Below are 14,021 nucleotides of genomic sequence, written 5' to 3'. Positions count from 1 at the left end.
CCGACGGCGCCGCCCCGGCCGCTACCTTGAAAGCAGGACGAGGACCACGACGAGGACCACGTCGCGGCTTCACCGAGCGGGCGGAGGGACGCATGGGCGGGGACGGCCGCAAGGTCACGGGGGAACCGGGAGGACTGCCCAAGCTCCGCCTCGACGAGCTCCTGGAGGAGTTGCAGTCCCGGATCGAAGCCGTCATCGGCACCCGCGACCGGCTGCACGGACTCCTGGAGGCCGTCCTTTCGGTGGGCCGCGAACTGGAGCTGTCGCAGGTACTGCGCCGGATCGTGGAGGCCGCGGTGGTCCTGGTCGACGCCGAGTACGGCGCGATCGGTGTGATCGGCCGCGGCCGGCTCCTCGACGAGTTCCTGCCGGTCGGCCTCGACGACGAACTGCGGGGCGAGATCGGCGACTTGCCGTCCGGGCACGGACTGCTCGGCGAGCTGATCCGGAACCCGGAGGCCCTGCGCCTGGCCGAACTGTCCGAGCACCCCGCGTCGTCGGGGTTCCCGCCGCACCACCCGCCGATGCACACCTTCCTGGGAGTGCCGATCCGGGTGCGCGACGAGGTCTTCGGCAATCTGTATCTGACGGAGAAGCGCGGCGGCGGCCAGTTCGAGCCCGAGGACGAGGCGTTGCTCTCCACCCTCGCCACGGCGGCCGGAGTCGCCATCGAGAACGCCCGGCTCTTCGCCGCGGTACGCCTGCGGGAGCGCTGGCTCGAGGCGGGCGCCGAGGTCAGCAGCGGACTGCTGTCCGGAGTGCCGGAGTCCCAGGTGCTCGAAGTCATGGTCGAGCGGGCCCGGGAGATCACCTCCGCCGACCTGGGTGTGGTCGAACTGGTCCTGGAGGGCGGTGCGGAGCTGCGCTGCGCCCTCGCGCAGGGCGTCGGCGCCGAGGCCCACCGCGACCTGATCCTGCCGCGCGAGGGCTCGCTCGCCGGGGCGGCGATGAGCGCCGCGGGCCTGGTCTCGACCGCCGATGTGCGCAAGGACCCGCGGATGGCCTTCGAGCCGGACCGATGGGACGGGATAGCCCCCGTGGTGGCCGTGCCCATGGGCACCAGGGGCGGACTGCGCGGAGTGCTGCTCCTCGGCCGACGCGAGGGCAGACCGGCGTTCAGCGAGGCGGAGACGGCCCCGCTGCTCGGCTTCGCCGGGCAGGCCGCGGTGGCGCTCGAACTCGCCGACCGGCGCCGGGACGCGGAGCAGATGAGTCTCCTTGAGGACCGCGACCGGATCGCCCGCGACCTCCATGACCTCGCGCTGCAGCGGCTGTTCGCGACCGGCATGACGCTGCAGAGCACCCAGCGCTTCGTCCAGCATCCGCAGGCCGTCGAGCGGCTCGGCCGGGCCGTCGACGATCTGGACACCACCATCAAGATCATCCGGTCGACCATCTTCGGACTGCGCGCCCACGAGGCCGCCCCGGCCGGTCCCGGACTGCGGGTGCGGGTGGTGCGGGCCGTGGAGGACGCCGTTCCACTGCTCGGCTGCACACCGGCCCTGCGCATGGAGGGCCTGATCGACTCCGATGTTCCGCCCACGGTCGCCGAGGAGGTCGTGGCCGTACTCGGCGAGTCCCTGGTCAATGTCGCCCGGCACGCGCAGGCCACCACGGTGGAAGTGGCGCTCGTGGTGCGCACCGGCCGGCTCACCCTCACCGTCGAGGACGACGGCGTCGGCATCACGGGCCGCCAGGGCGCGGACACCCACCGCGGCGGGCTGCGCAACCTCGCCGAGCGCGCCGCCCGCCTGGGCGGTGAACTCAACCTGGGTTCGGGGCAGTTGGGCGGTACGCAGCTGGAGTGGCGGGTACCGGTGGCGCCGGCGCGGTGACGGGACGTTCCCCCCGCGGGGCCCCGGACACCCTGGGCGCCGCGAGCTTCCTGGAGGGGGCAGGTGTCAGTCGCCTGTGCCGGTGCTCGCCCCCGCGCCTGTGGCTGTGCCTGTGCCGCCTGGTGGCGAGTCCGGGGCGGCCGTGATCATCGACCGGACCCGCCGCTCGACGCCCAACTTGCCGAGCAGCTGGGCGACGTGGTGCTTCACGGTGCGCTCCGCGAGGTCGGTCCGCTTGCCGATCTGCCGGTTGGTCAGACCGTCGCCGATCAACCCGAGGATCTCCCGTTCGCGCTCGGAGAGGAGGGCGCGGACGTCGCTTTCGAGGAGCGGGGCGTGACCGTCGCGTTCGCGTTCGCTTCCCGAGGGTGACGGGAGGCCGTTGCGTTCCGGGAGCTTCGCGGCGCCGTCACGCTCCGCGAGCACCGCGAAGCCGTTGTGTCCCGGGGGCGCTGTGCGACCGTCGCCCGGCAGGACCGCGGGCGGAGGGCCTGGGCCGCCCAGGGTGTTCATCAGGCGGGCCGCGGTGGCCGGGTCGAGGAGCGAACCGCCGGCGGCGACCGTGCGTACCGCCGAGATCAGATCGGACCCCTTGATCTGCTTCAGTACGTAGCCGGCCGCGCCCGCCATGATCGCGTCGAGCAGGGCGTCGTCGTCGTCGAAGGACGTCAGCATCAGACAGGCCAGATCCGGCATGAGGGACCGCAGTTCACGGCAGACGGTGATGCCGTCGGTGTCGGCGAGACGGACGTCGAGGATGGCCACGTCGGGACGGAGCGCGGGGCCGCGCTCCAGGGCCTGTGCACCGCCGGACGCCTCGCCGACGACCTCGATATCGGTTTCGGCGTCGAGCAGATCGTGCAGACCTCGGCGGACCACGTCGTGGTCGTCGAGGATGAAGACACGTATGGGGCGGTGTAGGAACTTGTGCGGTGGTTCGGCCATGGCGCAACCCCTGGACTGGCGGGCCGCCGCTCGCGCGCGGCTCTTCGGTCGATCGTGTCGTGCACGGGATCGGCGTGCCAGGGCCGACCGGCCCTCCCCGGGTACGATCCGGTCCCCTCCCCGGGTACGGACCGGCCCCCTCGCCGGGTACGGTTCGGCCCTCCCTCGGTACGGCCCTGCCCTCCCTTCGTGCGGCCGGGACGTGAGCGTTGTGGTCCGGATGTGATCGGTCGTGAGCGGTACGTTCCGTCACCGGCCGCCCGGGGCTCCGAGTTCCATGCGTACGCCGACGACGCCCTCCACACCGCGCACGGCGCGCGCCAGGAGCGCGACGAGCGTGCCGTCGTGCAACTCGCCGCGCACGGTGACCACGCCGTCGGTGACCAGCACGCCGAGCTGTGCGGCGGCCGGCAGCCGGATGAGGATCGTGCGGCGCAGTTCCTCGGCGATCTCCGCGTCCGGGCGCAGAAACACCTTGAGCAGATCGCTCCGACTGACCATGCCTTGAAGGATGTTGGTCAGATCGACCACGGGCAGTCGCTTGATGCGGCGCTGTGCCATGATCCGTGCGGCCGCGGGCAGGGCGGTGTCCGGGCGCACGGTGAAGGCGGGCCTGGTCATCAGCTCGCCCGCGGTGAGCGCCGCCGCGGCCGCTCCGGTGCCTCCGCCGGCTCCAGCCGCTCCAGCCGCTCCAGCCGCTCCAGCCGCTCCGGCGGCTCCGGCGGCGAGGCGGTCGAGCTGCTCGTGCCGGGTGAGATCGGCGTACGCCGCCTGCGCGGCCGCGGTCGCGCCCCCTGGCCGGGACGTGCCCTCGGCACCCGCCCCGGTGCGCCCCTCGGTATCCGTCCCGTTGCGCTTCTCGGTGTCGGTCCCGTTGCGCCCCTCGGCATCCGTCCCGTTACGCCTCTCGACCGTGAACTCGTCCGCCCTCCCGGCCGTACGTCCCTCGGCCGCCTTCCAGGCCCCCTGCCCTGCCTGCGCGCCCGCCTGCTCCCAGGCCCGTGTGACCGCGGGGCCCGAGCCGAGTCCGGCCCTCTCATGGTCGCCCCGCGGCTCGGCCGTCCGCAGCGCATCGCCGAGAACTGCCGGGTCACGCGCACCCGCCGACAGGAGGTCCGTCTCCGAGACGACGCCGAGCACCCGGCCCTCGCCTTCGAGGACGGGCAGGGCGCCGACGCCCCACTGCCGCATGACTTCGACGATCTCCCTGAAGGTGGCGTCGGGGCCGACGGAGACGACGGTGTGGCTCATCACGTCGCTGACGGTGTGCGGGGTGAGTTTCACGGCTGCCATCGCGGGCCTCCTCGGGTCCGTCACCTCGGATCACCGCTGCCGTGGGGCGCGTACAGATCGAGCAGCCGGGTGCGGGTGGTGTGCAGCCGGTGCGCGAGCACCTGGCCCACCCACCGGGCGACGACCCGGCCGAACTCGGCATCGGTCTCGCACAGCTGCCGCACGGCCGCCGCGTCGAACTCGTGGGCGCCCACCGGGCTCGCGGTCTCTGCGCCAAGCTGCCATACGAAGGGCGGGAACAGCCAGGACCAGCCCACCAGTTCACCGAAACCGACGGTGTCCACGACCGGCGAACGGCGGCCGGGAACGTACACGTCCAGGGCCACCGTGCCGCTGCGGACGATCCAGAAGCGGTCGGCGTGACCACCCTCGTCGAACAGTCTCCTCCCGGCCGGGAACATCACTTCGCGGCCGATGCCGAGCAGCCGGGCACGGTGCACGGCCGCGAGCGCCTCGATCATCCTCGGGGTGGATGTGATCATCGCCGTGCCTCCCTGTGCCGAAGGCCCTGAGCGCCGTCAGGGCACGGTGGTACCGCCGCCGCACCCACGGATGTGCGGCGGCGGTGGCAGGCGGCCGATGCGGCCTCGGGCGCGACGAGACCGCAGTCGGCGCCGGCCGCCTGGCCACCACCGCCCCTGGTGCCGCCCCGGCGGGTCTCCCCATCCCCCGTGGCCGGCGCGCGGAGCGCCCCCCTCCGGCGCTCCGCGCGACGGCCACGGCGACCCGGGCCCGGCGGCGGGGAAAGGGGCGTGGGCAGGGGCCCTCGCCCCGGAGCAACTGCCGCACCTCCGCCGCTCCCGCCCGCCCCGCAGCCTCGCGCCGGCGGTAACAGTGCCCCGCCTCGGGGGAGTTGGGCGGGGATCCGGTACAGCGGCGCGCATGACTGCGGGCGGCGGGAGCGGCGACGGCGCGGAGGCCCACGACCGGAGTCCCGGAACGGGTCCGGCGCGGACGCCCGCGACCGGAGTCCCGGATCGGGCATGGAGCCCGGCCCTGACGACGGTGTCCGCGGCGTTCCTGCCATGAACGTCCGCGGCCCCCGTCGAGGCGGCCGTAGCAATGCTCCCCAGGGCTGCCGTGACTCCGGTGGCCGACATCGCACCCTCCTGTGCTGTCGTGCGACCCATAAAGAATGCGTGCGCACCTGGGCTGCGTGCAGGGGCCAAGTGGCCCTGCCCGCCGGTCGCTTCAGCCCTATTAGTGGCCCGTTCGAGACCTCCGGGGGCACCCGCGGCGCGTGCCGGCCGGGTCCGGCGGGACCGAGTGGCCCCCGCACGGGGCCGGTTCGCCACTCGTCACCGCACCGCCGCGGTGCGAGGTTCGGAGCCGGGGGCCGGGACGGCACGGAGGGTGCGAGCCGAGGAGGTGCACAGCCGTGGAGCGGGAACTGACCGTCGGCGTGGACGGTTCGGAAGCCGGCCTGCAGGCTCTCGACTGGGCCGTGGACGAAGCCGTGCGGTGCGGGGTACCGCTGCGGATCGTGCACGGTTCGAGCTGGGAGTGGTACGAGGGGCACGAACCGTCGTTCAGCCTCAATCGCGACGCCGTACGGCAGCACGCGGAGCGTCTCGTCGAGGGGGCGGCGCAGCATGTCCTGGACCGCGCCCGAGCCGTGCGGGTGACGGCTCAGGTGCTGCCCGATGAGCCCGCGGCCGCGCTGATACGGGAGAGTGGATCGGCCCTCGCCGTGGTGGTCGGCAGCCGTGGCCGCGGGGAGCTCGCCGGGCTCCTGCTCGGCTCGGTGAGTCTGTCCGTCGCGGCCCACGCCGAGTGCCCGGTGATCGTGGTCCGGGGCGCGGCGGCCGGTCGTACGGGCGTGTTCGGCCGGGTCACCGTGGGGGTCGGCGACCCTCAGGAGGCGGCCTCCGCCGTGGAGTTCGCGCTGCGGTCGGCCGAGCGGCGCGGTGCGGCTCTGGACGCCGTGCACGCCTGGCGGTGCCCCGCGCACGAGGTGCCCGACCATCCGCGCGCCGAGGACCTCATGGACGAGCACCGCTCACGGGCCGAGGCCGCCCTGGCCGAGGCGCTGCCCGCCGCCACGGCCGACCGCGCCGTGGTCGCCGTACGCCGCGTGGCCGTGGAAGGCCGCTCCCGCACCGCCTTGCTCGACGCATCGGCCCGCTCCGACCTGCTGGTGGTCGGGGCGCACCGGCGCAAGGGCCACCTGGGCATGCACCTCGGCCCGGTCAACCATGCGGTACTGCACCACGCGAAGTGCCCGGTCGCCCTGATCCCTCACGACTGAACCCCCATGCGCGCGTGGGCCCGGAACAGCAATCCGGCCGCCCCGCGCCGGCCCCGCACCGCCTGCCCGCCCCCCCCCGGCCCGGCATGACTGATCCGCCGTCCGCGTGGAACCCGGCCTGCTTCCACACCCCTCCCGAACAGGCCACCAAGGCCACTTGGACCATCTCGGCCACCTCGGCCACCTCGGCCACCTCGGTCACCTGGAGAGATCCCCTTTGAGAGAAGGCCCTCATGCCCCCGCTCACCCTCATCACCGGCATAGACGGTTCCCGCGAGAGTCTGGACGCCGCCGCCTGGGCCGCCCGCGAGGCCGAACGCCGGGGCCTCGTGCTGCAGTTGCTGCAGGCGGGCGCCGCTCACCACGACGCGCGACGGGCGGAGCACTTCCCGCCCGCCGAGAGCCGCGACACCCCTGACGACGAGGCGGACGGCCCCTTGCTCGAGCGCGCCGCCCGGCAACTCACCCGCGCCCACCCGACATTGGAGATCCACACCGTCCGCACCCCGCAGCCCCCGGTCCCGGCGCTGCTCGACGCCGCCGAGCCGGCCGAGGCACTGGTGCTCGGCTCGCGCGGCTTCTCGGCCTTCGCCGGGTTCCTGGTCGGCTCGGTCGCCCTGTCGGTGGCGGCGCGCGCCGGGCGGCCCGTGATCCTGGTCCGCGCGGGCGAACTGCCGCAGGACGAGCACCTCCCGGGACCCGACGGCACAGCGGGGCCGCACTCCCCGTACCGCCCGGTGGTGCTCGGTATCGATCTGGACCGGCCGAGCGACGATCTGCTCGCGTACGCCTTCGAGGCCGCCGCGGTCCGCCGCGCGCCGCTGCGGGTTCTGCACAGCTGGACGCTGCCGCCGCTGCGCACCTACCCGCCCGGCGTGACCCTGCCGCCCGAGGCGCGGGAGCTCCAGGAGGCCAAGCAGCAGACACTGGCCGCGGTGCTGCAGCCGTGGCACAACAAGTTCCCCGACATCCAGGTCATGGAGCACGTGCTGTACGGACGCCCCGCACACCACCTCATCAAGGCCGCCACCGGCGCGAGCCTGCTGACCGTCGGCCGCACCAGGGCCGGCACCCGCCTCGGCGGCACCGCCCACTCCGTGGTCCACCACGTGACCTGCCCGGTCGCCGTCGTGCCGCACGACTGAGCGCGCCGCTCACCCCACGACCGGAGGGGCGAAAGCCCCGGGGCTTACGGACACGCCACAGGGCCCGAGTCCGCCACGGCACGCCCGGCGCCGCCCGTACTGGCCGAATGGCCGATCTCCGGGCTGGTATGCAAGGTCTTGCATAGATATGTGACTACGCAGATCTCTTCCCGCCAGGCCGCCCGGCGCCACCCCCGCGGCCTCGCCACGCTCGTGCTGGCCGAGATGTGGGAACGATTCAGCCTCTACGGCATGGTGGCGATCCTGGTCCACTTCCTCGCCGCGCCCGCCGCGCACGGCGGCATGGGCCTCGACGAGGGCACCGCCGAGGCCGTCGAGGGCGTCTACATGGCCATGATCTGCCTGCTCGCGCTGCCCGGCGGCTGGGTCGCCGACCGCTTCCTCGGCGCCCGCCGTGCGGTGCTCTGGGGCGGCCTGGTGATCATGGCCGGTCATATCGCCATGGCCATCCCGGGGCACGGCGGCGTCTGGCCAGGGCTGTGCCTGATCGTCGTCGGCACCGGGCTGCTCAAGCCGAATATCTCGGCCATGGTCGGCCGTCTCTACGCCGCCGACGACGACCAGCGCCGCGACGCCGGCTACTCGCTGTTCTACATGGGCATCAACTTCGGCGCCGTGCTCTCCCCGATCGTCGTGGGCTACCTCGGCGAGGAGATCGACTGGCACCTGGGCTTCGGCGCCGCCGCGGTCGGCATGGCGCTCGGTCTGAGCCAGTACGTGCTCGGCGGGCGCCGTCTGTCGGGCCTGCGCGAGGAGCCGGTCGTACGTCCCACCGCCGCGGAGCGCCGGAAGCTGCTCCGCTCGGGGGCCTACTCCGCAGCCGGCACCGCCGTCCTGATCACGGCCCTGGCCGCCACCCACGCCCTCAGCATCGACAACGTCACCTTCGTCCTGACCGTGATCGCCGTCGTCGTACCGGCCGGATACCTGTGGTCGATGTACCGCAGCCCCAAGGTCACCGGCGCCGAGCGGACGAAGATCAAGGCCTATGTCTGGCTGTTCGTCGCCGCGGCGCTGTTCTGGATGGTCTACGACCAGATGGGCAACGAGCTCAATCTGTTCGCCGCCGAGAAGACCGATCTGAGCCTCTTCGGCTGGCACATCCCGGCGAGCTGGACCCAGACACTGCCGTCGCTGTTCGTGATCGTCCTGGCCCCCGTGTTCGCCGCGTTCTGGGTGCGGCGCGGACGGCGGATGAGTACGCCGCTGAAGTTCGGGCTCGCCCTGGTCCTGGTCGGCGCCTCGTTCTTCGTGATGGCCGCGGCGTCCGCCATCGCCTCCAACGGGGTGCGGGTCTCCCTGATGTGGCTCGTCGGCGTCTACGTCATCCAGGTCATGGGCGAGATGTGCCTCAGCCCGGTCGGCCTGTCCGTGACGACCAAGCTGGCGCCCCGCGCGTTCACGAACCAGATGATGGGCGTCTGGTTCCTGGCCGCAGCCACCGGCGACGCCATCGGCGCCCAGCTTCCCCGCCTCGGCCACACCGTGATGTCCCAGAGCATGAACTTCCTGTGGCAGGGCGCCCTGTGCGCCGTCGCCGGGGTCGGCCTGGCCCTCGCCACCCGCAAGCTGCGGGCCCTGATGAGCGAACACCCGGACAAGGCACCGGAGACGGCGGCCGTCACGGTGGCCGCCTGAGCAGGAATGAGCCGTACGCCGCGCCCGCCCCGGGCGGCGAACCCGCCGGTAACAGATGCGCAAAGAGCGTTGTGGAGATCCATGTGATGCGCGTAGACAAGCGGTGACCTGCTGCGGAAGCGAGCTCCTGGGCCGCGGCGGGTCGCTTTGTGAACCCGTGGCCGTCATGGCCGGATCCGGAGGATGCGCATGCGTAAGTCCGTCAGAGTCGTATCGATCGCCGCCGCCTGTGCGATAGCCGGAGGGGCCCTGTACGGCACCGGCGTCGCCACCGCGGACGGCGACCGGGTGACCGAGGCGAAGCACAGCGCCGAACCGCACAACATCGGCCTCCTGGTGAAGGAGATCGACGAGTACTACGGCACCACCCTCGACGGCGACGGGGTCTACCAGGCCTCCCCCAAGAGCCCGTACGCCAAGGACGTCGCCGGTGTCCTGGCCCGCGCCAGGCAGGACATCAAGCGCCTCGCGGACCGCGCCGAGCGGCACGGCGACCGGCCCGCGATCGTCCTCGACGTCGACGACACCGCGCTGCTCAGCCTCGACTACGAGAAGAAGACCAACTACGTCTACAACGACAAGACGTGGAAGGAGTACGTCGACAAGGCCGCCCGCCCGGCCGTCTTCGGGATGCCGGAACTGGTCGCGTACGCGAAGAAGCAGAACGTCGAGGTCTTCTTCCTCACCGGCCTCGGCGAGGCCCAGCGCCCGGCCGCGGTGAAGAACCTCGCCAAGGCGGGCTTCGACACCAGCCTCGACCGCGCGCACATGTACCTCAAGAACAAGGCCGAACCGCCCGCCTACCTGAGCGACTGCGCGACGCCCGAGGCCTGGAAGTGCACGACGGTGCAGTACAAGGAGGGCACGAGGAAGCACATCGAGTCCACCGGGTTCAGCATCATCGGCAGCTTCGGCGACCAGCACTCCGACCTGGACGGGGGCTACGCCGACAAGACGTACAAGCTCCCCAACCCCACGTACTTCGTCGAGTAGCACCGGTCGCACGGCACCACCCCGGGGGCCCGGCGCCGTGGCGCCGGGCCCTTCCCTCTACCAGTGGATGTCGAGAGGGCCACATAGCGGCGGATCAAGAGCGATCGCTGGGCAGGCGAATCAGGATGAGCCCAAGGATCAAGAAATCCGACCAGCGAAGGGGTGGCCCCATGGCGATCGACGGCCACGAACCCGAGGCCGACCCCCAGGCCCGTAAACGCCACCGTGCACTGTTCCGTGCGATCGAACGGCGCAGGCATCCGCCGCTGCGCCGTACCGACATCACCGTCACCGACGAGGCCGCGGTGAAGCGGGCGGTGAAGGCGGCCTCGCTCGGCAATGCCATGGAGTGGTTCGACTTCGGCATCTACGCCTATCTGGCGGGCACCATCGGCCGGGTCTTCTTCCCGTCCGGGAACGACACCGCCCAGCTCCTGTCGTCCTTCGCGACCTTCGCGGTCGCCTTCCTGGTGCGACCGCTCGGCGGCATGGTGTTCGGGCCCATGGGAGACAAGCTCGGCCGCAAGAAGGTGCTCGCCCTCACCATGATCATGATGGCGGTCGGCACCTGCGCCATCGGTCTGATCCCGTCGTACGACAGCATCGGCTTCTGGGCGCCGACCCTGCTGATTCTGTTCCGCCTGATCCAGGGCTTCTCCACCGGCGGCGAGTACGGCGGCGCGTCCACGTTCATCGCCGAGTACGCGCCCGACAAACGCCGTGGTTTCTTCGGCAGCTTCCTGGAGCTCGGCACCCTGGGCGGCTATGTCGGCGCCGCGGGCCTCGTCACGGCCCTGACGGCCTGGCTCGGCAGCGACACGATGGAGAGCTGGGGCTGGCGCGTGCCGTTCCTGGTGGCCGGACCGCTCGGCCTCATCGGCCTCTATCTGCGGCTGCGCCTGGACGAGACCCCGGCCTTCCAGAAGCTGGAGGACTCCTCCGCGCACAAGGCGTCGGACGCCGCCGACGCCGTGGAGACCACCGCGCGCGGCGATCTGAAGAGGATCTTCCGCGACCAGTGGGCGACGCTGGTCCTGTGCATCTGCCTGGTCGGCGCGTACAACGTCACGAACTATCTGCTGCTCTCGTACATGCCGACGTATCTCTCGGACGAGATGCACTACACCGAGACCCACGGGCTGCTGATCCTGGTCGCCACGATGGTCGTCCTGATGCTGATCATCAACCAGGTGGGCCGGCTCTCCGACCGCTTCGGCCGCAAGCCGCTGCTGACCGCCGGCATGCTCGGTTTCTTCTTCCTGTCCATCCCGGCGTTCCTGCTCGTGCAGCAGGGCAGCATCGTGGCCGTCGCGGGCGGCATGCTGATGCTCGGCCTCTCCCTGGTGTGCATGCTGGGCACGATGTCGGCGGCGCTGCCCGCCCTGTTCCCCACTCAGGTGCGGTACGGCGCGCTCGCGGTGGGTTACAACCTCTCCGCCTCGCTGTTCGGCGGTACGACACCGCTGGTCGTCACGGCGCTGATCGGGGTGACCAAGAACGAGATGATGCCCGCCTATTACGCGATGGCCGCGGCGCTCGTCGGTCTGGTCGCGGTCGCCTGTATGAAGGAGACCGCGGGCACTCCCCTCAGCGGCTCACCGCCGTCGGTGGAGACGCCGGAGGAGGCGGCGGAGATCGTGGAGTCGCAGGCTCAGGCGCCGAAGTTCTGACGCCGGACGGCCGACCGCCCGCCCGTCCGCCGGGGCGCCTCAGGAGGAGCCGACGGCGAAGGCCGAGGTGAGCAGCACCTGCTCGGCCCGTTCGCACAGCTCGCCCGCGAGGCGCCCCAGTTCACGGCCGCGGGCCGCCGGTACCGCGAGGGCGAGCGCCGCGGCGGAGCGGCCGACCGTGATGGGCACCGCCGCGCACACGGTGCCCCGTGTGTATTCCTCGCGCTCGATGACCGGGCTGCCGGGGGCGCGGCGCCGCAGCCGGTCCTGCAGGGCCCGCTGGTCCGGCAGGGTGTACGGGGTGAGCGGGACCACCGGGTGCCGGGCCAGGTGGTCACGGCGCTCGTCGTCGCGGAGCTGCGCGAGCAGACACTGGCCGACGGCGTGGGCGTGGGCGGTGCGGTTGAAGTCGGCCCACTCCTCCACCAGCGGGGCGCCCGGTGCGTCCGCCATGGCCACGACCTCGACCTCGCCCGCGCGGTAGACCGCGAAGTAGGCGGCCACATCGAGCTCTTGGGCGAGCCGCTCGACCCACTGGGTGACGCCCTGGGAGGGGGCGCCGGGCGCCGCCGGGCGGCTGTACTCACCGCTGTGGTGACGCAGATAGCCCTCGTGGACGAGGGTCCGCAGCAGGTGGTACGTGGTCGGCAGCGGCAACTGCACGGCCCTGGCGAGCTGCTTCGCGCTCATCGGGCCGTGCTCCGCCGTGGTGTTAAGGAGGCGCAGGGCTCGCTGCACCGATCCGATCAGCGTGGGGCCGCTCTGCGTCTTCCGCCGGGAAGTGGTTGTCATGGGATCCATCGGTCTGTCCGTCATTGCTCCCCTGGAGGCTACTGGTGAGTGGGGCAACAGCTGAGCGGAATCGCCGTATTGCTTCACGGAAGTACCAGTTGCCCCGAGGTGGCACCGGACTGCCCGGCGCAGGCGCCGAGTTGGGGCACCGGGCAGCGACCGGCCGATGGATCCTCGCGCGCCTGAGCAGCCTTGCGGCTCCACCGCGATGGGGGTCCCCCTGCTCGGGCAAAGCCGAGAGCTTGGGGGAACGACCAGCCACGACGCACCCGCAGATGATGCACCGGACTTCCCGCGGAGCGCTCAGGGCACCACGGCCACCGGGCAATGGGCGTGCAGCAGTGCGGCGTTGGCGGCGGAGCCGACGAGCAGCGAGTCGGCCGTGAGGCGGCGGCGGTGCCGGCCGACCACGACGAGCCGGGCCGTCCGCGAGGCGGCGACGAGGGCGCCCGCCGCGTCCCCCGAGAGGACCTCGGGGGCCACCTCGACGTCCGGGTGGCGGTCGGCGAACGGGCGCAGACGCGCCTCCTGCGCCTTCCTCAACTCGCCCTCGATGCGCGGCCCTTCGTCGTCTCCGGCGCCGGTCACGTAGGGGCCCATCAGGGTGAGGGTGGACATCGGCACCGTGTACGTGGTCACGACGTCGAGGCGGGTGCCGCCACGGGCCGCCTCGGCGAAGGCGAACTCGATCGCGGCGTCCGCGGTGGCCGCGGCGTCCTCGGGGTCGAGGCCGAGGACGACGGGCGGGTGGGCGTCCGGCAGGCGTACGGAACGGTCACGGGCGGCGTGCGGGACGACGACCACCGGGCAGGCCGCCCGGGCGGCCGCGGCCCGGCTGACCGAGCCGAGCAGCAGACTGGCGAAGCCGCCGCGGCCGCGGGAGCCGAGCACCAGGAGCTGGGCCTCGTTCCCGAGCTCGGTCACGGTGGACGGCAGCGCGCCGTCGACGGCCACGGTGCGCACGGGCGGCAGGTCGCCGCGGCCTTCGAGGAGCCGGCGCACCTCGGCGAGGACGGGTGAGTCGGCGTCTCCCGGCGGCGGGATCACCGGCCCGTCGCCCTGCGCGGGCAGACTCCGGATGTACTCGGTCCTGACATGCACGACGAGCAGCTCGGCCGCCCGTTCGCGGGCGGCGTCGAGCGCCCATTCCAGGGCTTTGGCGCTGTGATCGGATCCATCGACTGCGGTGACGACCGGGAGCGCGTTCATGCCCCCATCCTGTGCACGGACCGCCGCGCCCGGCAGGGCCGAAGGTCCCCCTCCGGCCGCCGGACGGGTGCGGGAGTACACGCATGCGCGGGCCGGTCGGCCCCGGTGCCCTTGAGAGCCCCGTCGGCACAAGTGGCGACGACGGTGACCTCGGTGGCCTGGGGGCCTGGGTGGCCGTGACGCCGGTGGACCGCGGTGGCCGTGACGCTCGTGAAGACCTCCGCGCCGTCGC

Annotated in this window: 11 protein-coding genes and 1 pseudogene; 6 read left to right on the top strand and 6 right to left on the bottom strand. The window is 72.5% G+C overall.

What is annotated here, in order from left to right:
• Positions 1 to 92: 92 nt before the first annotated feature.
• Complete coding sequence (locus ACFQVC_RS04560) at positions 93 to 1,835, top strand: GAF domain-containing sensor histidine kinase (RefSeq protein WP_381826635.1); 1,743 nt, start codon at positions 93 to 95, stop codon at positions 1,833 to 1,835.
• Between the two features lie 66 nt (positions 1,836 to 1,901).
• On the opposite strand, the gene ACFQVC_RS04555 is transcribed toward ACFQVC_RS04560, so the two are convergent.
• The 4 genes and pseudogenes from ACFQVC_RS04555 to ACFQVC_RS04545 all read right to left on the bottom strand — a co-directional run bounded on the left by ACFQVC_RS04555 (position 1,902) and on the right by ACFQVC_RS04545 (position 4,555).
• The gene (locus ACFQVC_RS04555) at positions 1,902 to 2,780 is read right to left on the bottom strand and encodes a response regulator (RefSeq protein ID WP_381826633.1); all 879 of its coding nucleotides are present in this window, start codon (positions 2,778 to 2,780) and stop codon (positions 1,902 to 1,904) included.
• A gap of 249 nt (positions 2,781 to 3,029) precedes the next feature.
• On the bottom strand, positions 3,030 to 3,848 hold the full coding sequence (locus ACFQVC_RS04550; protein ID WP_417851974.1) for a CBS domain-containing protein: 819 nt from the start codon (positions 3,846 to 3,848) through the stop codon (positions 3,030 to 3,032).
• A 39-nt stretch (positions 3,849 to 3,887) separates the two neighbouring features.
• Positions 3,888 to 4,073: pseudogene (locus ACFQVC_RS42545) on the bottom strand (CBS domain-containing protein); the annotation flags it as partial.
• Between the two features lie 20 nt (positions 4,074 to 4,093).
• Positions 4,094 to 4,555, bottom strand: a complete 462-nt coding sequence (locus tag ACFQVC_RS04545) for a Crp/Fnr family transcriptional regulator (RefSeq protein WP_381826629.1) — start codon at positions 4,553 to 4,555, stop codon at positions 4,094 to 4,096.
• Between the two features lie 896 nt (positions 4,556 to 5,451).
• Here ACFQVC_RS04545 and ACFQVC_RS04540 point away from each other — a divergent pair.
• From ACFQVC_RS04540 to proP, 5 genes are all read left to right on the top strand, one after another.
• Positions 5,452 to 6,321, top strand: coding sequence for a universal stress protein (locus tag ACFQVC_RS04540; RefSeq protein ID WP_381826627.1), 870 nt, complete (start codon positions 5,452 to 5,454; stop codon positions 6,319 to 6,321).
• 233 nt (positions 6,322 to 6,554) lie between these two features.
• The gene (locus ACFQVC_RS04535) at positions 6,555 to 7,466 is read left to right on the top strand and encodes a universal stress protein (protein WP_381826625.1); all 912 of its coding nucleotides are present in this window, start codon (positions 6,555 to 6,557) and stop codon (positions 7,464 to 7,466) included.
• A 150-nt stretch (positions 7,467 to 7,616) separates the two neighbouring features.
• Complete coding sequence (locus tag ACFQVC_RS04530; RefSeq protein ID WP_381826623.1) at positions 7,617 to 9,125, top strand: peptide MFS transporter; 1,509 nt, start codon at positions 7,617 to 7,619, stop codon at positions 9,123 to 9,125.
• A 189-nt stretch (positions 9,126 to 9,314) separates the two neighbouring features.
• On the top strand, positions 9,315 to 10,118 hold the full coding sequence (locus ACFQVC_RS04525; RefSeq protein WP_381826621.1) for an HAD family acid phosphatase: 804 nt from the start codon (positions 9,315 to 9,317) through the stop codon (positions 10,116 to 10,118).
• Between the two features lie 170 nt (positions 10,119 to 10,288).
• Positions 10,289 to 11,788: a glycine betaine/L-proline transporter ProP gene (proP, locus tag ACFQVC_RS04520; protein WP_381826619.1), complete on the top strand. Its 1,500-nt coding sequence runs from the start codon at positions 10,289 to 10,291 to the stop codon at positions 11,786 to 11,788.
• A gap of 39 nt (positions 11,789 to 11,827) precedes the next feature.
• Here proP and ACFQVC_RS04515 read toward each other — a convergent pair whose 3' ends face one another.
• Both ACFQVC_RS04515 and ACFQVC_RS04510 read right to left on the bottom strand, forming a co-directional pair.
• Positions 11,828 to 12,580, bottom strand: coding sequence for an IclR family transcriptional regulator (locus ACFQVC_RS04515; protein WP_381826617.1), 753 nt, complete (start codon positions 12,578 to 12,580; stop codon positions 11,828 to 11,830).
• 303 nt (positions 12,581 to 12,883) lie between these two features.
• Positions 12,884 to 13,789 (bottom strand): universal stress protein, encoded by a 906-nt coding sequence (locus tag ACFQVC_RS04510; protein WP_381826615.1) that lies wholly within the window; start codon positions 13,787 to 13,789, stop codon positions 12,884 to 12,886.
• Between the last annotated feature and the right edge of the window lie 232 nt (positions 13,790 to 14,021).

Source organism: Streptomyces monticola, assembly GCF_042665355.1.
GTDB classification, from domain to species: Bacteria; Actinomycetota; Actinomycetes; order Streptomycetales; family Streptomycetaceae; genus Streptomyces; species Streptomyces monticola.
Note: the sequence above shows the minus strand (reverse complement) of the source record. Positions and strands in the feature narration are given on the sequence as shown.